Consider the following 18,665-nt stretch of genomic DNA (forward strand, 5'->3'; position numbering starts at 1 on the left):
GGTTATCATGAGTCTAAAAAGCCCATTTCTAATCGGTGTTCAAGAAACAATGCGCATGCGTGGTTAGAGTATTAGAACAGAAAAAACTTATCTGTATTGGATCAAGGCATTCATTAACTTTCACCACAAGCGTCACCCCGAAACAATGGGAACGGAAGAAGTTACACAATTTTTAACCTTCCTTGCCAACCAACGGAATGTGGCAATCAACACTCAAAAAATTGCACTTAATGCATTGGCCTATTTGTATCAGAAGCATTTGCACCATGAGCTTGGGGATTTAGGTTTTTGCTATGCCACTAAACAGCGACATTTACCGACAGTGTTATCCCCATTGGAAATATCATCGATATTAAATCAACTCTATGGCCGCGACAGGCTAATCATTGAGCTGCTCTATGGTAGTGGACTGAGAGTTTCAGAATGTCTCCGGTTACGTGTCCAAGACATTGATATGGAGCGGGCTACACTGACCATTAGAGACGGAAAAGGGCGAAAAGATAGGCAAACCATCCTCAGCCATAAATGCGCCGAAAAGTTTCCAGCATATATTGAGAAAGCTACTAAGATCCAACGGTATGACAACCAACGAGGGATAGGCCCTTCACTGCCAAATGCATTAGAACGTAAATACCCTAACGCTTTTAGGCAGCGCGGATGGATGTTTATTTTCCCTTCTAAAACGACCTGCATCCCCCCGTATACTGGAATAGTTTGCAGGCATCATCTGCATCAGAGTGTTATTCGTAAAGCGCTCGGGAATGCCGTGCGTAGTATTCAAATAAATAAACGCGTCACCTGCCACACGTTTAGGCATAGCTTCGCAACTCATCTACTTCAAGCCGGTCGTGATATAAGAAGTGTTCAAGAGTTACTTGGCCACAATGACGTGAGTACAACACAAATCTATACACATGTACTTGGCCAACATTTCGCGGGGACAACGAGTCCGTTAGACACACTGTAAAGTCGGAGTACTCTAGAAACTCTGTAGCATTACTAAAATTTGGTCAACTTATAGTTTGTAGACTTAATTATCAGCTGCCCCAATAACTCGCAATGGGGCAGAAATGAGTTTGGCGACGTCGCCCCTATTTGATTCAGAGCGACAAAGAAACAAGTTAAGCTATTAATCAATGAGACAGGTGTTACATCTTTAGGGGTTCGTAACATCACCTTTCTCTTCGTCATTCACACCCTCATCCATTTGGGCTGAATAACGCGTCATGGTTGCCATTTGCTTAACAAGCATTGTGCCTAATTGTGAGGTCAGGACCTTGAGTGCTGCTGGTAAACAGTCGTCGCCGCGCGCCAATGTGTATGCCGTATCGATCTGCTCGGTTTGCTGCGGATAGTACAACTTGGCAACCCGGGCACACGCCGCTAAATCGGTGTACCAACTGCCGTGATGCTCGGCGTTGAAGTAATAGGCTGTACGCAGGATCTTTTTGGCCAAGACTCGGTTTTGAACCTTAACTTCCCTGCCCGCCACATGCTCGGAATTAAATGAGAGAAATGCCGCAAGATCATGGTTCAGCTCCAGCGCGATGTTGCGGCTGGGCTTAAGTGCCTCAAAGGTTTTTGCAACATCATCGCCGCTAATACAGCAACAGCAATGCTTTAACCAGAACTGCCAACGATATTTCTCTCTGGGATGAAGCACTTCTTCCAGACAGCCCGGGTCGAGATCGAGTTTGGAGATCTGAGAAAAGCGACGCGGAAACTCGCATGAAATTTCGCGCAGTCTTTCACGTTGAGAAGCTTGGATTGGATGGTTGAAAATCAGTGAAATATCCAGGTCTGAACGCCCGATCTCCGCCACTCCGCGAGCAACGCTGCCATACAGATAAACGCTGTGTATCTCGCCCGGAAAAGCGTGGTTTAAGTTATCAAGCAAGGCATCAACAACGGGCAAAAATTCGCGCTGAATCTTGTCTGGTGAGCAGTTATTATGAATCAAGCCTTGCTCGTCGAGGCCTGTATCGGCAGCGGCGCCGTCGCTTTGGTGAAAGCCACTCTGCGTTTTTTCTTGCATGCTTATTCCTTCATCACTGACACTACCTGCATGGCAAAGTCGTATCCATATCTCTTTATTTTTTGCCTATTCGTATAAACCGGGCGAATCACTTCAATGTGCGTGTTTATCCAACGCAGACGTTGCGCTACTATTGCTCAGAACAAAAGCAAATTAACGAATACGGCCACCGCCGCGAGCCCTTCACATTTTTCTTATTGTGCCTTTGCTCGGGCGATTTCTGACACCGCGCTATTGAACACTGCCGTTTCGTTGTCTCGTCTGGACAGTCACTCATGCAATTATTTCAACACCTTAAGTGGTTTTTCCGCCAGCACCGCTTTACCTATGCGTTGGCGCTCTCGATGCTTTTTGCCGTCGCGATGCTCAATATGGCAGTGCCGTGGTTTATTGGTCACGCTATCGATAAGTTACTGGAAACCCGCGATTTTTCTCAAGCAGAATTTTACCTGTTTGCTCTGCTTGGAGTCAGTATTCTGGTCTACCTGCTGCGTTACGGCTGGCGCCGAGTGCTGTTCGGCACCTCTTATCAGCTTGGCAACATTCTGCGCGAGCAGTTCTATCATCGTCTGCTGAGACAAGGCCAAGCGTTCTACAACCAGCACTCCACCGGTGATTTGATGGCGCGTGCCACCAACGATATCGACGCAGTGGAAATGGCGGCCGGTGAAGGCATTTTGTCGGGCTTTGATGGCCTGATGACCTTCATCCTCGTGCTGGTGATGATGTTTGTGTTTATCGACTGGCAACTGGCTGTGCTGGCCATTCTGCCCTTCCCGTTTATGGGCTATGGCTTCTATAAGCTGTCGAATCGCATTCATCACCAGTTTAAAGACACGTTAGATTCCTTCTCGACCCTGAATGAGCAGGCGCAGCAGTCGGTCGCTGGCATTCGCATGATCAAGTCCATGGGTCGTGAAGCGATTGAAGCGGACAAATTTGAGCGTATTGCTGAACAATCGGCGCAAAGTACTTACAAAGTTCAGCGTTCTGAAGCGTTATTCGATCCGATTATTCAGCTCAGCTTGGGTGCGGCACTGCTCATCGCCCTGCTTATGGGTGGCTGGCAGATCAGCAGCGGTAACCTCACCGTGGGTCAGCTCACCAGTTTTACCCTCTATCTGTCCGAGCTTATCTGGCCCATGTATGCCTTTGGTTGGCTGATGAACATTTTGCAGCGCGGCAACGCCGCGATCGGCCGCTTGGAAGAGCTGCTCAACCTGCCAGATTCGATTAACGATCAAGGCACCACTGAGCCAGCAGGCTATGCGCTGGCGATTGAGCACGTCAGCTTCCATTACCCGGAGACCGGGCAACCTTCGCTGAGCAATATTTCGCTGCAAGTGGGCGAAAACCGCGTGCTTGGCATTGCGGGAGCCACAGGAGCTGGTAAGTCGACCCTGCTGCACCTTTTGATGCGCTACTGGGAAGCAGAGCAAGGCTCGATTGAGGTCAATGGTATTCCGATTCAATCCATTCCCCTGCCTGCTCTGCGCAACCTGTACGCGTATGTGCCGCAGGATGCGTTTTTGTTCAGCATGAGCATCATGGAAAACATTCGTATCGGCCGCAGTCAAGCCAGCGATGAAGAAGTGCATCAGGCAGCAAAACTGGCAGCGATTCACGACGATATTTTGCAGTTTCCGGAAGGCTACCAAACTCTGGTGGGTGAGCGCGGTGTGACGCTTTCTGGTGGTCAGCGTCAACGTATTTCTATCGCTCGTGCGCTTATTAGCCAGGCACCCATTCTGGTATTGGATGATGCGCTGTCGGCGGTCGATATCAAAACGGAAAAAGTGATCATTGAGCACCTGCAGCAGCGACGTGAGCAGACGCTGATCGTAGTCAGCCACCGTCTGTCCGCCATTGAACGCGCGGATGAAATTGTCGTGCTAGCGCATGGCGAAATGATTGAAAAAGGCACGCACCGCGAACTGATTCGCCAAGACGGCTGGTATGCGCGCATGGCGGCGTACCAACAAATGGAGCAGGCACTGGAGAACGATTTGCAATGAAAACTCAACCACAGAAAGCCAAAAGCTCCGGGTCATTGCAACTGCTGATGAGCTATGTGTTTGCCGAAAAGACCCTGTTTGTCAAAACGCTGCTGCTGGTGATTCTGGCCACTGGATTTGATGTACTCGGCCCGATGCTGAGCAAAGTGTTTATCGACGAATTTGTGATGCAGGATCACTACCCACTGTGGCCAGTGGCGGGCGTGATCGGTCTGTTTGTGTTCTCGGTATTGGCGGGAACTTACCTCAAATACAAACAGACGCTGCGTTTTCTCGACATCGCACTCAATGCCGTGCTGGATATTCGTAAGCGCCTGTTCAAACATGTGCTGACGCTGCCCGTCGCTTTCTTCGACTACGCACGTACTGGTCAGTTGGTCAGCCGAATCACCAACGATACCGAATCGATTAAAGATATTTATGTGCAGTTCTTGTCGAATATCCTCGCCAACTTGATTCTGCTGATCGGCATTCTGACCGCGATGGCGATTCTGGACATTCAACTGATGTTGGTGGCCCTGCTGCTCATCCCGGCGGTCGTCACACTGATTTATCTCTATCAGAAGTTCAGTGTCAAAGCCGTCACCGAAAGCCGTCAGTTGCGTTCGGACATCAACTCGACGATGAATGAATCGATTTCCGGCATGACGGTGATTCAGGCCACCAATCAGCAGCACGCGAAATATGAGCAGTTTCAGGCCATCAACCGCGATTACTACGCCACGAGGCTGAAATCGGTCACGGTCGGATCTTTGCTGCTGCGTCCGGCCATCAACCTGCTGAGTATTCTGGTGCTGGGCGGCGTGGTGTGGTTCTTTGGCCTCAAAGTGGTCGAGGGCGTGGCAGAAGTCGGCGTACTGTACGCTTATCTGAACTATCTGGGCCGTTTCACCGAGCCGTTGGTTGAGATTACTCAGCGATTCAGCCTTTACCAGCAAGCCATTGTGGCAGGTGATCGCGTGCATGAACTGCTGCAAGAGCCTTCCGCCCATGAAGGTTCCGCTCGTTGGAGTGAAATCTCGCGCGGCGATCTTGCCATTGAACAACTGACGTTCAGCTATCAGAAAGATAAAGCGGTTCTGCACGATATTAATGTCCAGGTAGACGCGGGGCGTTTCTACGCCATTGTTGGTCATACCGGCAGCGGCAAATCGACGCTGCTGAATCTGTTGCTCAATTTTTATCAGCCGCAGTCCGGCAGTATTCGGATTGATGGCCACAAACTGAGTGATTACGATCAGCACACCTTGCGCCAGGGGATTGGTTTTATTCCTCAGGAGCCGTTTGTGTTGGCGACCACCGTGTTCGATAACATCGATATGGGGCGTAATCTGAGCCAGGAGGCGGTGGAACGCGCAGCCAAGCAGGCGCATCTGCACGAAGTGATCATCGCGATGAACGACGGGTATCAGACTGAACTTGGTGAAGGCGGTTTGCGCCTCTCGACGGGTCAGCGCCAGCAGTTGATCATTGCCCGCGCGTTAGCTGGCTCACCAAAAATTCTGTTGCTGGATGAAGCAACGGCCAACATCGACAGTGAAACAGAGCAGGTTGTGCAGCGCGCACTGAATGAATTGCAAGGCAAAGTCACCTTGATTGTGGTGGCACACCGCCTTTCCACCATTCATCACGCCGACAATATTCTGGTGCTGGATAAAGGCCACTTGATTGAACAAGGCAACCACCAGCAATTGATGACGATCGAACATGGTCGTTACCGCGCCATGTACCTGTTGCAGCAGCAGGAGCAAATGGTGGCGCAGGCAGAACAGACCGTGTGCTTATCGTCGTAACGTCCTGTGCAGCAATAAAAGCAGGTGATAAAAAAGGCCGCCGAGTCTACGCTCAGCGGCCTTTTTCTATTTCAGACTCAGCCACCCTAAGCCCGAAGATGTTGGGTCGCCAACCGGCAACCTCATCATTATTTGTAGTAAGCTTCTACTGTGCCTTTTAGCGTCATCAGCAGCGGTTGACCACGGCGGTCCAGTGCTTTAGGCGCGGCGACTTTTACCCAGCCTTCGCTGATGCAGTATTCTTCAACGTCGGTACGCTCTTTGCCGTTCAAGCGAATGCCGATTTGGTGTTCAAAGCATTCAGCCACAAAATGCGGGCTACGAGGGTTACCTGCCAGGTGATCCGGCAGTGCTGGTTTTGCAGTCGTGTCGTTCATATTATTGACCCAGTGTCATTAAAAAGTGCGCCATTTTAGACAATGCGCCGCGCGGGCTCAAGAAAACAATCTGGGGTTGTTCATCTCGGCTTTGTTTCCCCGATATAAATTATCCCTGATGATTATTGTGTGAAAGGCATTAACTGCGCATACTCAGTACTTTATTCCAATCGGATTCAGTGGGTAAGAATGGCTCATAGCGTGTTGAAAAGAGTGGCCATGTTCCTCGCGGCGTTTGCTCTTACTTTGGGTATTCTCGAAGTGACTACCTATTACCTTCAGCAAGATGAACAGATTCGGTTCGCCAAAGAAGTGCTGGACGAAGCTGAGCAAGCGACTGAGCAGATATCTGATGCTCTTCACGTTGCCAATACCATCTTCCAACCCAGTTGCGATCACGCCACCATGACGGTGATTCGCCAGCTCGTTCACGAAAACTCCGAAATCTACGACATCGGTTTGATGGAGGGAGAATCCGTCCTGTGCTCCGCGAACTGGGGCGTTTTTGACCCCGTGAATGTCGCCGATAAATTCCAGACCGCATTTAAAGGCTATCGTTTTTACACCCAAGTGGGTCATCTTTTCCCTGTGGATGACAAGTACGATTTGACCCGTCTGAACCAATTCGTGACACTGACCGTACCCGATCAATACCAGCACTTGATGCAACGTATGCCGAGATTCCGTTTCAGTGTGGAATCAGCCACGGATGAGCATATTTTTACCCAGTACACACCTGGCAACGATTACGGCAACCCGTTTCCGCCGTTGACCATAAAAACGAAAACCTGCAGCGACCGGTTCAACTACTGCGTTCATACGCACAACACCAAAGCCGGACTGGCGAACTACTCGGCGCATGTCCTGTTGGCTTTGCTCGCAATCGCACTGCTGTTCAGCTTTCTGCTCGCCTACTCTTTCTGGACGTTTATCAGTCGACACAATTCCATCGAACATCGTTTTCGCGAGGCGTTATCGCAGAAGAAACTCTATATGGAATATCAACCCGTTGTCACGGTGAAAGACAAACGTATCGCCGGAGTCGAAAGTCTGGTGCGCTGGGAAGACAACCAGTATGGCCGAGTGTCACCGGAACTCTTTATCGGAATTGCCGAAAAGCTCTCCCTTTATCCGCAACTGGCCTATTTCGTTGCCGAGCGCTCTATCAGCGAAATGGCGCCGATTCTTCAAGAGAATCCGGGCTTTTCTCTTGGGATCAACATCGCCGCGTTCGAACTGCAGGATCCTCAGTTTTTGCCGTTCCTAAGTAAGCTCACGCTTGAGCTGAGTATTCAACCCTCACAAATCAAAATAGAGATCACCGAACGAATTGACCTTCCTCTCAACGAATTAGCCGATTTTTCCAGAAGAGCGAAATCGATGGGCTTTATGGTCGTGTTAGATGATTTCGGTACGGGCGTCGCTAACTTAGTCTGGCTGACCGAAATGGATTTTGATTTCATCAAAGTCGATCGTGTGTTCGTCAATGCGCTTAATTACGACATGAAACGCAATATTGTCAGGCCAGTGATGGATCTCATCACCGGACTCAACAAACAAGTGGTTTTTGAAGGGGTTGAGACGGAACATGAGTTTAAGATCATTGAAGAAAACTGCCCGTGGGGTTACATCCAAGGCTGGTATTTTTACAAGTCGATGCCCAAAAGCGAACTGGATGCGGTTCTCGCTCGCGATAACGCGTAACCACACGCAGTGTTACTCGGCGCGCTTAAACACAACGTAGTGGGAAAATAGAAAACCGAGCACAAGGCTGGTTGCGGAGAAAGCGACCAGCGTCATCAGCGGGTAGAAGTTTGCCACATCGCTAATTTTCCCCATTAGTAACGCTAAAGCGCCGAGAAAAGCGGTATAGAGCAGATATTTTTTCGATGTCACAGACGATTTAAACGTGAATCTCGCATTGACAAAGAATGAAAATGTCACCGCAATCAAGAAGGCCGAAAAGTTCGCCACACTCTGTGAAACGCCCAACGAGTAGATCAGCGCAAATGAGAGCCAATGCACCACCGTGTTGACTAATCCAACACTGACATACTTGGTAAATCGTTTCTTAATAAGTTCTGACAAGGTTGTTCTGCTTCCCTGAATAAAGGCTACTTTCGTTTATAAAAGTCGTCGCGCAGTAAGTCAAACAATCACACTGCGAGATTTCCGCTGAATTAATACTGGCAGCCAACCTGGCACGCCTAAAAAGGGTTACAACTTTCGTTGTATATTTTTTTGTTTGTGACATCTATCCAGAATAATCCCTCACTTCTTCGTGGTGAATGCGTCAATATTCATCAAACCTCATGATATGCTCCCTGTCTCATAGGAAGTGTTTATAAATAACATAAGGCAATAGATTGATGAAAATTTCCACGCTCGCTACATTTGTTCTCGTCTCAACACTCATGGGCTGTGCAACAGCGCCTCGTACAGCGCAAGAGAAAACCGTCGAAGTTGACGGGAAAGTCCTCAAGTTTGCAGGCAGTTACCTAGAAGATAAAAACAAGCTGATCCTCACTGTTAATGGTGACCCTATCATGCAAGGACAGTTTCCGCCTTACACGCCAACCCAAAACTTCAGCTCTACCTACCAAGGATTAGCCCTGCGCAGCCACTGTTATTTCGGGTCTGTCTTAGGCGATCAAGGCGGTGCATTCGGCGTGGTTGCAGGCATCATTCAGTCGACTAAAAACAGCAGTGCAGACAAATGCGAGCTCTTCGTTAACGATAAACTTGTCGACCAACTTTATTTCTAATCACTAGTCTGCTTCGGATAGATCAGCGCTAATGCAGTGAAACAACGTAGGGAAATAACATTCCCGACGCTGCCGCAGGAATAGATAATGGCCATCGAATATAACCTTTACATTCGATGGCCATCTTGTTTATTTCCCTTGATTAACGACTCACACCACTGTTTGATGCGCTGATTCGGTTGAGTGATTAGCCTTCCTACAAAGCCACGGCACCTAAATTCTGCATTTGTCTCAGTACCCAGTTCACACGTTGCTGGACGTAGTGTGTCATCGGATAAGGCTGAATGCGGTACGGATTCGGAAGAACAACGGCCAGTTGCGCAGCTTGGTAACGCGTTAAGTGGTTTGCCGATACGCCAAAGTAGTGCTCGCTCGCGGCCTGAATGCCATAAATGCCCGGACCAAATTCCACCACATTGAGATACATTTCCATGATGCGTTCTTTACCCCAAATCAACTCAAGCAACAGCGAGATATAGAGCTCATAGGCTTTGCGGATATAGGTGTGACTTGGAAACAGAAACACATTCTTCGCGGTTTGCTGAGTAATGGTGCTCGCACCGCGATCTGGCCCATTTTCGCCACGATTTCTTATTACCGATGCCAAAGCGTTCACGTCAACACCCCAATGCTCGGGAAAGCGTTGGTCTTCGGAGGCCATAACAGCCAGTGGTAACGAGGGAGAGGCGGATGCCAAAGGAATCCATTGATGCTGAGACTGTTGGGGGTATCCTTGCGGCGGAAACAGCGTACGCGACACTTGCCATCCCCAGAATGGCGGATTGACATATTTCAGCACCAAAACCAAAACAACCGGCAATCCCAGCGCTAAAACGATAGCCGTCATCAACAGACGTTTAATCCGATGTCGGACTCTTCGCATAAACACTTTCATACCTCTGCTTTTGGTTTCGTTGATGACTCAAAAGAGACAAGTAAACGAGATTTGGAACTGAAAGTTGTCCGTTGTATGTAAAAGTGATGACAAATTTATTAGTTCAATGAGAGAGCATCACCAAACAAGAGGCAGCCGAATACATGGATAGTTGAGAACCGCCGCGCCCTCGCGTTACTGCCAGCGCGAACGTCTATTTAGACAATTCAGCCATCGCTTCTGCCAATTCAGCGTTGGCTTCATCGAGTTTCTGCATTTTCTTTTCAATCTTGTCCGATTTTCCAGAAGCACGCGCTTCTTCAAGTTCTTGACGTCGTTGCTGCACTTCTCGTTGTTTCTCTTGGACTTTCGCCTGTCGCTCTTTTAACAGACCGTCTTCGGTACAATGCTCACGGACCTGGCTTAATGCTTCGATTAAGCCATCAAGCTTGCGCTGATTACCATGCGCTTTTGCTGCATCGATTTCTTGTTGAATGGCCTGCTCTTTCGCCGCGCAGCCTTTTAGTGGCGGTGTATTAGCTAAAGCAACCGACACTGGCAGCAAAGCGAGCAAAGCAACACCGATAGATTTTTGGGTCATACAAACACCTCCTGATTATTGAGCGATGAAGTATGCCACGCAGTGCATTACCTAAGGTCTAGGCTATGTAAATTTTTCTGCTTAGTGAGGCCGTTAGAATGTTCTCGACGTGGTTAAAAAGTTGTCGAAGCGGAGGCGCAGGAGGACTGGGGGGAAGTGAGGTGCCTTCGTCAACAAACAGAAAAGGCACCCGGAGAAGTTTCGTTACCAAACGCGCTTACTTGGCGTGCGCTTTCACATACTTCTTCACTTTCTTCATCGCCATTTGACGTTTCAATGGTGACAGATAATCGATAAATAGGTTGCCGGACAAATGGTCGATTTCATGCTGCATAACGATCGCAAGAAAGTCATCGGTTTCAATCTTGATAGGATTGCCGTTCCGGTCTAATGCTGTCACGACAACCGAAGTAAAACGCTCCACTTCCGCATAGTAATCAGGTACCGACAGACAGCCTTCTTCGCCCATCGCTTTGTTGCTGCCACTGACAACTTCCGGGTTCACTAACACCAATGGCTCGTCACGATTTTCGGAAAGATCGATCACCACCACGGCTTCCTTACGTCCCACTTGTGTTGAAGCAAGACCAATACCATTGTCGGTCGCGTATAACGTATCCAACATATCATCAATCAGAGACTGAATAGCGTTAACGTCCTGAACCTTTTCTGCCTGAATATTCAAGCGAGGATCCGGAGCGGTGAGGATGTCTAAAACTGCCATATATACCTGTTCAAATGTCTTAATAATTTAACTAGCGTGTTGGAGCGCGATTATCGCAAAGTCTCGTGGAGGTGGCAAAACTAAAGCATCATAAGGCTAAGCGACGACTGACAAAAGTGCTCACATTCATTTTGAACCCGTTAAATTTTGGCGACGTTGTGGCTCAGCTTGATGTAAATAGCGCGTAAAGGTATCTCGCGGGCGCTCAAGATTGTTCTCAGCTAATACTCTTGAGGCCATGCCTCGGTGATTGCTGCCGTGCGTCAACAGATGCAGCAGGATCTCTTCCACGCTGAGTTGCCCTGAATCACCGTCGACAAACGTAAAGTGAACCACTCGTTGCAGCTCTTGTGCAGTGGCCGATTCAACGTATTGGATCAACCACGAGTCGTTACTGTCCATTGTCTGGCGCAACTCATTTAACGTCGGCGTTTCGACTGTGTTGTCGGCGCTGTACTGTTCTGGCTCACCAAGAATGCGGCTGATGAACAAGCTATCCACCACCGTCGTGTGATTTAAGATGCGAATGAAGAACGTAGCATCGCTTTCGGGAAGCTGGGAAAACTGCTTTTCCCCCAGCATTAATAACTCACTGTTTGCCCATTTTTTATATTGAAACGCTTTACCCAACTGCATTGTCTTTCCTTAACGATGTCATTGTTAAATCGTGCCAGAGCGAATCTTAAAGCCATCGCATCTGGTCATATTGTCAGTCAATATTCTGAAATTCTAATACGGAAAAAAGGTACTCACATCCGATACCAACAGTGATTGTAGCTCTTGCAATCCCTCTTCCAATCGAGCCTCGTTACTGATCGACATGAGAGACAATCTGACGTGTGGCGACGTTTTGTTGTTGGTGCAAAAGTAGCTGCCGCTGGTCACGATCACGCCACGATTCTTTGCTTCCATCGCAAATCGGTCCGGTTGCCAATATTCAGGCAGTGGCAGCCAGATGTGATAGCCCGATGCGCTGCAGTCAATCGAAGTCAAAATTTCTCTCGCCCGCTTTTGTCTCTCGTTGGCGATTTCACGTTGTTGGTCAGCCAAACGGTACGCTTCTCCCGACTCGATCAAGAGCGTCGCCACGATAAAGTTGATGGGCGACGCCAGCCAGATATGGGTTCGAATGTTGGCATTGAGAGCCGCGACCTGGCTCTCGGGCGCTTTTAAATAGCCACAGCGCATAGCCGGGCTGATCGCCTTTGACAACGCCGAAATATGAAACGTGTAATCCGGCGCAAAGTTGGCGATAGGAGCAATCGGTTCATCATCGAGAAAACAGTAGATATCATCTTCCACCAGCCAAACTTTCTTATCGTTGATGACCTCGGCAATTTCCCTCTTACGCGATTCAGGCATCGAAATGCCAGTCGGATTCTGGTGGCTGGGAATAGCAATCACCATCGCCGCTTTGTGCTCGTCAATGGCTGAAGCAAGAGCATTGGGACAGAGACCATGCTGATCCATCTCGACCCCCACTATCTGGCGGCCAGAGGTGTTGATGATGGCTAAGATTCCAGGATAAGTCAGACGTTCCACCAATATGGTGTCACCCGGCTTGGTTAAGGTATCGACGAGTAAAGACAACGCATGCTGAGCCCCATTGGTCAGCAACATGTTGTCGCGATTCGCCCCTTCCAAGCCATATTTTTGTGCCCACTTCACGCCAGCATCGCGGTGCGCGTCGTGCCCGGAATGTTCCGTGTAGCCAATCACCGCCGTCGTCAGTAGCTCCGCAGATTGGCGATAGGCATTTTTGAGTGCAGGTAAATTCCGGTACAGGCAAGGTTGAAGGATAGAAAAGTTGTAACTTTGCTCTTCATCCGGGGCTTGGATGGCTTTATCAAGATCAGAGTGTGCCCGAACAAAGGTTCCACGGCCAACAAACGACTCAAGGCACCCTTTTTCATTCAATAACTTATAAGCCTTCGCGACGGTTACCGGCGTTGTACCCAGCTCTTCCGCGAGCAAGCGATGAGTGGGCAGCTTGGAACTGGGTGGAAATTCACCGCTTTCAATTTTCTGTTCTATGACTTCTGCAATGCGAATGAATTTGCTCGTGCTCACGCCCGTTTTCCCTCGGAGTAACCCATCGTTGCCGGATGATAACATATGTCTTTTGGGTTTTATTACTTTTTGAATACATCAAATTCATTATTGACATATACCAATATGATCAATAGCCTAATTAGAACAACCAAATGACATAGTTCAATTTGGTCATTTACAACGTTCAGTGAGGAGAAAAAGATGGAAAAGATGCAAGTAAGGGAATGCGTTAACGTCGCATTTATCGGTTTGGGTGTGATGGGCTTTCCTATGGCGGGTCACCTTTCACAAGCGGGCTATCGCACCAACGTATTTAATCGCACAGAGAGTAAAGCAAGACAGTGGGCTCAGCAGTTTTCCGGCGAGTTTTTCTCAACGCCCAAAGCTGCTGCTACCGAATGCGACATTGTCTTTTTGTGTGTGGGAAATGATGACGATGTAAGAAGTGTCGTCTACGGCGACAACGGCGTGCTGGCTGGCATGGAGCCAGGTTCAGTATTGGTTGACCATACCACCACCTCAGCTGAACTCGCCGAAGAGCTAGCCAACGCTTGCCAAGAAAAAGGCATCGCGTTTATCGATGCTCCAGTATCAGGTGGGCAGGCCGGCGCGGAAAACGGTGCACTGACGATTATGTGTGGCGGCGAGCCCGCCGTGTTTGAACGCATCGCTCCCGTGATGAAAAGTTACGGCAAGCAGGCCGCTCTGATGGGTAAACACGGTCAGGGTCAACGCAGTAAGATGGTCAATCAAATCTGCATCGCGGGCGTATTGAAAGGGCTAAGCGAGGGTTTATTGCTGGCTCAGAAGGCTGGTTTGGACGTCGGCCAGTTGGTTGAAGTTCTCAAACATGGCGCCGCAGGCTCTTGGCAAATGGAAAACCGCGCCATCACCATGTCACAAGGTCAGTTTGATTTTGGTTTCGCTATCGACTGGATGCACAAGGACCTCAATATTTGTTTAAGTGAAGCCAAGCAGATGGGTATCGACCTGCCACTCACCCACCAGGTTGACAGTGAGTATCAATCTCTTCAACAGCAAGGGCTTGGCCGCATGGATACTTCTGCGCTGTTTAAGATTTACCAGCGATAACCATACAAAGGAGTGCGAAGTATGGAAATCTTCGGCAACGACATTACCCTTGTCATCTTGATCGCGTTAATGGCCTCGGCCTTTGCGGCTGGCTTTATTGACTCTGTTGCCGGAGGAGGCGGACTGATCTTAGTGCCCTCCTTCATTCTTGCCGGTTTGCCCCCTCAGTTGGCACTCGGCCAAGAAAAAATTGTCAGTACACTCGGCACGATTGCCGCCATCAGAAATTTTGTTCGTAATAAGAAAGTCATTTGGACCGCCGTAGCCACAGGTATTCCGGCTGGTCTCATCGGCGCATACGTGGGCGCGCAGGCGATTCTCTATTTTGACCCGGATACGATTGGTAGAATCATCCTCTTTATGCTGCCTTTCGGCATCGCTTTGTCGTTCATTCCGAAAAAGAGTCGCCATGAGCCAAATAGCGCCCCCATCAACAAAGGTGTCATTCTCTTTGGCGTACCAAGTGCGGTATTTGTGATTGGTTTTTATGATGGATTCTTCGGCCCAGGAACCGGCAGCTTTTTGATTTTGGCCCTGCATTACCTGTTGAAATTCGATTTAGTGGCCTCATCCGCAACATCGAAGATGTTTAACTTTGTATCCAACATTGGGGCGCTGATCGCCTTTATGCTGGCTGGAAACGTGTTGTATATGCTCGCTATCCCGTTAGTGGTCATGAACTTGTTGGGGAACCATGTCGGCAGTGCATCCGCCATGAAATATGGCGCAAAACTGATTCAACGCAGCATTTCACTCTCACTCAGTTTATTGATGCTGTCATTAGGCTATAAGTTTCTTGTCTGAAGTGGGCGAATTCAGTGCTTAAAAAGGCCTCAATCATTTGAGGCCTTATTGCTTTGCAGTGATTGTTGCCTTAGTTCCACGTTCATCAATTTCGCCAGCAAACGGGCAACCCGTTCACGCATATCACGCCTTTCCACAATCATATCCAATGCACCATGTTCCAGAAGAAATTCACTGCGTTGAAAATCGTCTGGGAGCTTTTCACGCACCGTTTGCTCTATCACGCGCCGCCCGGCAAAGCCGATAATCGCTTTCGGTTCACCGATGTTGATGTCGCCGAGCATGGCTAGACTGGCGGAAACACCGCCAAAGGTTTGGTCAGTGAGCACCGAGATATAAGGCAAACCGGCGCGAGCCAACTGCTCGAGTGCGGCGCTGGTTTTGGCCATTTGCATCAAAGACATCAGCGACTCTTGCATACGCGCGCCACCACACGCGGAAAAACACACTAAACCACATCGATGTTCGATCGAGGCCTCGACCGCTTTAACAAATCGAGCTCCGACCACCGCCCCCATTGAACCAGCCATAAACGAAAACTCAAACGCGCAAGCCACGACGGGCAATCCCATTAGTTTTCCTTGCATGACAACTAACGCATCGCTTTCCCCTGTCTGTTTTTGCGCCAGAGATAGCCGCTCCTTGTATGTTTTCACATCTTTGAAGTGCAAGAGGTCCTGGGAGTGAAGTTCACTGCCGATCTCAACTCTGTCTTCTTGATCCAAAAAGCGCTCCAAACGAATACGTGCAGGCATTCTCATGTGATGCTCGCACTTGGGGCAGACCCACAAATTCTGCTCAAGTGCCGTACGATATAACACCTGCTCACAGGCAGCGCACTTGAGCCAAACACCTTCCGGAATCGTCGCTTTACGGGTGTTTAAAATGTTCTTTTTATCAAATAGCTTTTCCAACCAACTCATGGACGACCTTACTTCACCTTTCAACCGTTGCTTAGGATTGTATGCACCTATATTTGGTAATAAAGTGGCGATTATTGGTTTTATAATCCAACAAAATGGGATTATTGAAGTGCTAGATAAGATCGAACAACAATGGCTGACCAGCTTTCACTGCGTTTACGAGAACAATAGCTTTAAAAGAGCGGCGGAACTGCTGATGCTTCCTACCTCGAACGTCAGCCGTCATATTTCGCTGCTAGAAAGTCGGTTAAATATCCGTCTGTTCGACAGAACGACACGCCGCATTGCACCGACACAGGCCGGAGAACAGCTTTACGCTCAAACACAACCCTTGTTAAGTAAGCTGAACGATGCGTTAGAAGAGGTAACCCAGCATTCCAACGAAGTGATGGGGCAATTGCGAGTCCTAATGCCTGATTCACCGGAACTGGCTCATGCTGTCGTGGCCTTTTGTCGCCAGCACCCTTCCATTTCACTGTGCTGCGATACCAGCGTGAACCCAAAGGAGGATTTGTTGGACGGTTTCGATGTTGTTCTGAGTTTTCAGCGCGGCAAACTCAACGACCACAATTGGATTGCAAAAGAAATCAAACGCTGGCCAAGTGCTGTGGTGGCGTCACCAGAGCTTCTTAACGCCTACCCCACACCTTTTCATATTACCGATTTGAGTCAACTGCCCTGCATCAGCAGCTTGTCGGCGCTCAAGGGAGAACCTTGGGTGTTCAAGCGCTCAAATGCCGAAGTCATCACGCAAAAAGTGCAATCGGCGTTCAAAGTAAACAGCGGCAATCTCGCGAAATCCGGAGCCATTGCTGGCTTAGGGTTTGCAATCCTACCTATCGCATTCTGCCACGGTGAAATTCAAACCGGATTGCTCAACATCGTTAAACTCGAATACCAACCAGAAGACTTGGTGCTCTATGCTTTCTACGCCTCACGCAAACACCTAGCCAAGAAAATTCCTATGTTTATTGAGCATTTACAGCAATGCGCCAAGGAAGACGAGGGTTAAAACGTCGTCTATCGATCCCTCAAAACATATCTACAAGCGTGTTTGATTACCATACTCTGTCTAAGTCTTTCGCATACAAAGAAATAGCACGCTGGTATTGTTTAATGGCGTCGCTATTCGTGGTTGAAACCAATAGTTCAAGCAACAAAGACGTTGCTTCTTTATGACGGCCTAAATTGTAAAGACACATCGCATAGAAAGGCTGAACTTCGACAGAGTCAGGATACTCGCTGATCGTTTGTTCGAAATAGCTTAACGCCTCTGAATAATTACCGAGGCTTCGATATGTACTCGCGAGACCAAATAATGCGTCAAACCGCTCTACCGATGAAAGATGGCCAACCAGAGATGATAAATAATGACCTATCGCTTCCTGCTCTTTACCTTCATTGTCATACGACCACGCAATTTGCAGATGTGCTTTAGCCGCGTATCGCTCATCGTTTAATAACGTAGCTAACAACGCTCTGGATTCTTGATACTTAGCCTCTTTTCTCAACTCAATCGCTTGTGTGATGATATTTTCCATATACTCCTCTGAGCTTACTGTCACGTTAAAGGAAGAGAGTACTGCCACCAAAGCAGACTTTACCGCCCTAATCACCTGAGCAAATTTGCAATCAAAATGCGATGCACTGAACGTCCAAATTTAACGGACAGGTAAGCAAGTTTTTACTTCTTACGACTTTTTAAAGCCGATTCTAGCATCAATGCAAATGAGTAAACTGGGTGACGTGCTGAATTGGCTCCATGTAACTCATGCTCAAGTTTGTCCGTATACTTTTGAATGGCTTCTTCTGGAGAGGCTGCAGTGATCGGATCAACATCAAGTTCAAACCCTTGGGAAAGCAATATCTCCTTCTCTTTTTGATAACTGTTTGACGCCGTGTCCAAATAGGTGAAATTGCGCTCTAGTCTACTGCCCCGATAGAAGATTTGATACTGATGGACAGGCATAAATTGACTCCTAACTCAAAACACAACGGCATTGAATAGCCCTTTCAGCACAAATTGAAAAGCCCCGTCTTCCAAGCTACCGAGTGTATTCACATAACTTTGTTAGACAGACGGTATTACAAAGAGAGTTGTAGGCAACTAACGCGAGCAGTAGACTTGCGCTAGCTAAAACGCCTGATTGAGGCGCACTAAACATGAACCTTTGATGATGCTAACGCATAATCGATATTTAATTTGATGGAGATAGATAATGAACGGCAGTTGGTCCAACTTCTTTCCGTACTTCGCAGGAGCTTTAAAGATTGTTGTATTAGGTATTGGAGGCTACTTAGCGATTAAGTGGCATTTCGATGAAGAAGCGAGAGTGAGGGAAGAAAAAGGCGTGGCATTTGATAGATCAAGCTACATGAAAAAGATGGTAATGATACTCGCTTTTCTGGTCACTGTAGTGGTTCTTGTGATTTATGCGACTAACTGGTATCTCGACTAACAGGCTTTATTGGTGCGGTCTGGCCAACGTTCCTTAATCTAGTTCAGTCTACGCTTATTAATGTTCATCCGACCAAGGGCATGATGAACATTAATAAGCAATTCAATCAACAGCAAATCATTAGCATTTCAAAAGAAGCGGAAACCGGTAT

Annotated in this window: 20 protein-coding genes; 9 read left to right on the forward strand and 11 right to left on the reverse strand. The window is 48.3% G+C overall.

Annotation, left to right across the window (positions count from 1 at the left end; translation table 11 throughout):
* Positions 1-70: 70 nt before the first annotated feature.
* Entirely contained in the window at positions 71-967 is an 897-nt protein-coding gene (locus LGV68_RS13405; protein ID WP_252536765.1) for an integron integrase, read from the forward strand.
* 189 nt (positions 968-1,156) lie between these two features.
* Here LGV68_RS13405 and LGV68_RS13410 read toward each other — a convergent pair whose 3' ends face one another.
* Positions 1,157-2,035: a nucleotidyltransferase domain-containing protein gene (locus LGV68_RS13410; protein WP_252535419.1), complete on the reverse strand. Its 879-nt coding sequence runs from the start codon at positions 2,033-2,035 to the stop codon at positions 1,157-1,159.
* A gap of 275 nt (positions 2,036-2,310) precedes the next feature.
* Between LGV68_RS13410 and LGV68_RS13415 the strand changes: the two genes are divergently transcribed.
* Complete coding sequence (locus LGV68_RS13415; RefSeq protein WP_252535421.1) at positions 2,311-4,050, forward strand: ABC transporter transmembrane domain-containing protein; 1,740 nt, start codon at positions 2,311-2,313, stop codon at positions 4,048-4,050.
* Positions 4,047-5,843 carry an ABC transporter transmembrane domain-containing protein gene (locus LGV68_RS13420; protein WP_252535423.1) on the forward strand — a complete coding sequence of 599 codons (1,797 nt, stop codon included), beginning with the start codon at positions 4,047-4,049 and terminating at the stop codon, positions 5,841-5,843. Before LGV68_RS13415 ends, LGV68_RS13420 begins: the two co-directional genes overlap by 4 nt.
* 128 nt (positions 5,844-5,971) lie before the next feature.
* Here LGV68_RS13420 and LGV68_RS13425 read toward each other — a convergent pair whose 3' ends face one another.
* Positions 5,972-6,220, reverse strand: coding sequence for a DUF3297 family protein (locus LGV68_RS13425; RefSeq protein ID WP_020332511.1), 249 nt, complete (start codon positions 6,218-6,220; stop codon positions 5,972-5,974).
* Positions 6,221-6,421: 201 nt separating this feature from the next.
* Here LGV68_RS13425 and LGV68_RS13430 point away from each other — a divergent pair, with 201 nt between their 5' ends.
* Positions 6,422-7,924, forward strand: coding sequence for a cyclic diguanylate phosphodiesterase (locus LGV68_RS13430; protein WP_252535425.1), 1,503 nt, complete (start codon positions 6,422-6,424; stop codon positions 7,922-7,924).
* 12 nt (positions 7,925-7,936) lie between these two features.
* Here the strand turns inward: LGV68_RS13430 and LGV68_RS13435 are convergent, their stop codons facing one another.
* Complete coding sequence (locus LGV68_RS13435; protein WP_222741737.1) at positions 7,937-8,308, reverse strand: GtrA family protein; 372 nt, start codon at positions 8,306-8,308, stop codon at positions 7,937-7,939.
* Positions 8,309-8,589: 281 nt separating this feature from the next.
* Between LGV68_RS13435 and LGV68_RS13440 the strand changes: the two genes are divergently transcribed.
* Entirely contained in the window at positions 8,590-8,985 is a 396-nt protein-coding gene (locus LGV68_RS13440; protein ID WP_020332508.1) for a hypothetical protein, read from the forward strand.
* Between the two features lie 196 nt (positions 8,986-9,181).
* Here LGV68_RS13440 and mtgA read toward each other — a convergent pair whose 3' ends face one another.
* From mtgA to LGV68_RS13465, 5 genes are all read right to left on the reverse strand, one after another.
* Positions 9,182-9,868 (reverse strand): monofunctional biosynthetic peptidoglycan transglycosylase, encoded by a 687-nt coding sequence (gene mtgA, locus LGV68_RS13445; RefSeq protein WP_154182601.1) that lies wholly within the window; start codon positions 9,866-9,868, stop codon positions 9,182-9,184.
* A gap of 205 nt (positions 9,869-10,073) precedes the next feature.
* Entirely contained in the window at positions 10,074-10,460 is a 387-nt protein-coding gene (locus tag LGV68_RS13450) for a DUF1090 domain-containing protein (RefSeq protein ID WP_222744372.1), read from the reverse strand.
* Between the two features lie 217 nt (positions 10,461-10,677).
* Positions 10,678-11,184 (reverse strand): peptide deformylase, encoded by a 507-nt coding sequence (gene def, locus LGV68_RS13455; protein ID WP_020332505.1) that lies wholly within the window; start codon positions 11,182-11,184, stop codon positions 10,678-10,680.
* 126 nt (positions 11,185-11,310) lie between these two features.
* Positions 11,311-11,820 carry a DinB family protein gene (locus LGV68_RS13460; RefSeq protein WP_020432588.1) on the reverse strand — a complete coding sequence of 170 codons (510 nt, stop codon included), beginning with the start codon at positions 11,818-11,820 and terminating at the stop codon, positions 11,311-11,313.
* A gap of 93 nt (positions 11,821-11,913) precedes the next feature.
* Positions 11,914-13,254, reverse strand: a complete 1,341-nt coding sequence (locus LGV68_RS13465; protein WP_252535427.1) for a PLP-dependent aminotransferase family protein — start codon at positions 13,252-13,254, stop codon at positions 11,914-11,916.
* Positions 13,255-13,446: 192 nt separating this feature from the next.
* Here LGV68_RS13465 and LGV68_RS13470 point away from each other — a divergent pair, with 192 nt between their 5' ends.
* Together LGV68_RS13470 and LGV68_RS13475 are read left to right on the forward strand one after the other, a co-directional pair.
* Positions 13,447-14,328: an NAD(P)-dependent oxidoreductase gene (locus LGV68_RS13470; RefSeq protein ID WP_252536767.1), complete on the forward strand. Its 882-nt coding sequence runs from the start codon at positions 13,447-13,449 to the stop codon at positions 14,326-14,328.
* A 21-nt stretch (positions 14,329-14,349) separates the two neighbouring features.
* Entirely contained in the window at positions 14,350-15,132 is a 783-nt protein-coding gene (locus tag LGV68_RS13475) for a TSUP family transporter (RefSeq protein ID WP_252535429.1), read from the forward strand.
* Positions 15,133-15,161: 29 nt separating this feature from the next.
* Here LGV68_RS13475 and accD read toward each other — a convergent pair whose 3' ends face one another.
* Positions 15,162-16,055, reverse strand: a complete 894-nt coding sequence (gene accD, locus LGV68_RS13480) for an acetyl-CoA carboxylase, carboxyltransferase subunit beta (RefSeq protein ID WP_024374954.1) — start codon at positions 16,053-16,055, stop codon at positions 15,162-15,164.
* A 109-nt stretch (positions 16,056-16,164) separates the two neighbouring features.
* Here accD and LGV68_RS13485 point away from each other — a divergent pair, with 109 nt between their 5' ends.
* Positions 16,165-17,067: a LysR family transcriptional regulator gene (locus LGV68_RS13485; RefSeq protein ID WP_172566851.1), complete on the forward strand. Its 903-nt coding sequence runs from the start codon at positions 16,165-16,167 to the stop codon at positions 17,065-17,067.
* Between the two features lie 46 nt (positions 17,068-17,113).
* Here LGV68_RS13485 and LGV68_RS13490 read toward each other — a convergent pair whose 3' ends face one another.
* Both LGV68_RS13490 and LGV68_RS13495 read right to left on the reverse strand, forming a co-directional pair.
* Positions 17,114-17,596, reverse strand: coding sequence for a tetratricopeptide repeat protein (locus LGV68_RS13490; RefSeq protein ID WP_061055854.1), 483 nt, complete (start codon positions 17,594-17,596; stop codon positions 17,114-17,116).
* A gap of 143 nt (positions 17,597-17,739) precedes the next feature.
* Positions 17,740-18,024, reverse strand: coding sequence for a hypothetical protein (locus tag LGV68_RS13495; RefSeq protein ID WP_100268981.1), 285 nt, complete (start codon positions 18,022-18,024; stop codon positions 17,740-17,742).
* A gap of 250 nt (positions 18,025-18,274) precedes the next feature.
* On the opposite strand from LGV68_RS13495, the gene LGV68_RS13500 reads away from it, so the two are divergent.
* On the forward strand, positions 18,275-18,514 hold the full coding sequence (locus LGV68_RS13500) for a hypothetical protein (protein WP_032082258.1): 240 nt from the start codon (positions 18,275-18,277) through the stop codon (positions 18,512-18,514).
* The last annotated feature ends 151 nt before the right edge of the window (positions 18,515-18,665 follow it).

Source organism: Vibrio sp. LQ2 (assembly GCF_023920125.1).
Taxonomy (GTDB): Bacteria; Pseudomonadota; Gammaproteobacteria; order Enterobacterales; family Vibrionaceae; genus Vibrio; species Vibrio fluvialis.

Coding starts and splice junctions, on each gene's coding strand:
- LGV68_RS13410 (WP_252535419.1), bottom strand. CDS start 2,035: ATGCAAGAAAAAACGCAGAGTGGCTTTCACCAAAGCGACGGCGCCGCT.
- LGV68_RS13415 (WP_252535421.1), top strand. CDS start 2,311: ATGCAATTATTTCAACACCTTAAGTGGTTTTTCCGCCAGCACCGCTTT.
- LGV68_RS13420 (WP_252535423.1), top strand. CDS start 4,047: ATGAAAACTCAACCACAGAAAGCCAAAAGCTCCGGGTCATTGCAACTG.
- LGV68_RS13425 (WP_020332511.1), bottom strand. CDS start 6,220: ATGAACGACACGACTGCAAAACCAGCACTGCCGGATCACCTGGCAGGT.
- LGV68_RS13440 (WP_020332508.1), top strand. CDS start 8,590: ATGAAAATTTCCACGCTCGCTACATTTGTTCTCGTCTCAACACTCATG.
- mtgA (WP_154182601.1), bottom strand. CDS start 9,868: ATGCGAAGAGTCCGACATCGGATTAAACGTCTGTTGATGACGGCTATC.
- LGV68_RS13450 (WP_222744372.1), bottom strand. CDS start 10,460: ATGACCCAAAAATCTATCGGTGTTGCTTTGCTCGCTTTGCTGCCAGTG.
- def (WP_020332505.1), bottom strand. CDS start 11,184: ATGGCAGTTTTAGACATCCTCACCGCTCCGGATCCTCGCTTGAATATT.
- LGV68_RS13460 (WP_020432588.1), bottom strand. CDS start 11,820: ATGCAGTTGGGTAAAGCGTTTCAATATAAAAAATGGGCAAACAGTGAG.
- LGV68_RS13470 (WP_252536767.1), top strand. CDS start 13,447: ATGCAAGTAAGGGAATGCGTTAACGTCGCATTTATCGGTTTGGGTGTG.
- LGV68_RS13475 (WP_252535429.1), top strand. CDS start 14,350: ATGGAAATCTTCGGCAACGACATTACCCTTGTCATCTTGATCGCGTTA.
- accD (WP_024374954.1), bottom strand. CDS start 16,055: ATGAGTTGGTTGGAAAAGCTATTTGATAAAAAGAACATTTTAAACACC.
- LGV68_RS13490 (WP_061055854.1), bottom strand. CDS start 17,596: ATGGAAAATATCATCACACAAGCGATTGAGTTGAGAAAAGAGGCTAAG.
- LGV68_RS13495 (WP_100268981.1), bottom strand. CDS start 18,024: ATGCCTGTCCATCAGTATCAAATCTTCTATCGGGGCAGTAGACTAGAG.
- LGV68_RS13500 (WP_032082258.1), top strand. CDS start 18,275: ATGAACGGCAGTTGGTCCAACTTCTTTCCGTACTTCGCAGGAGCTTTA.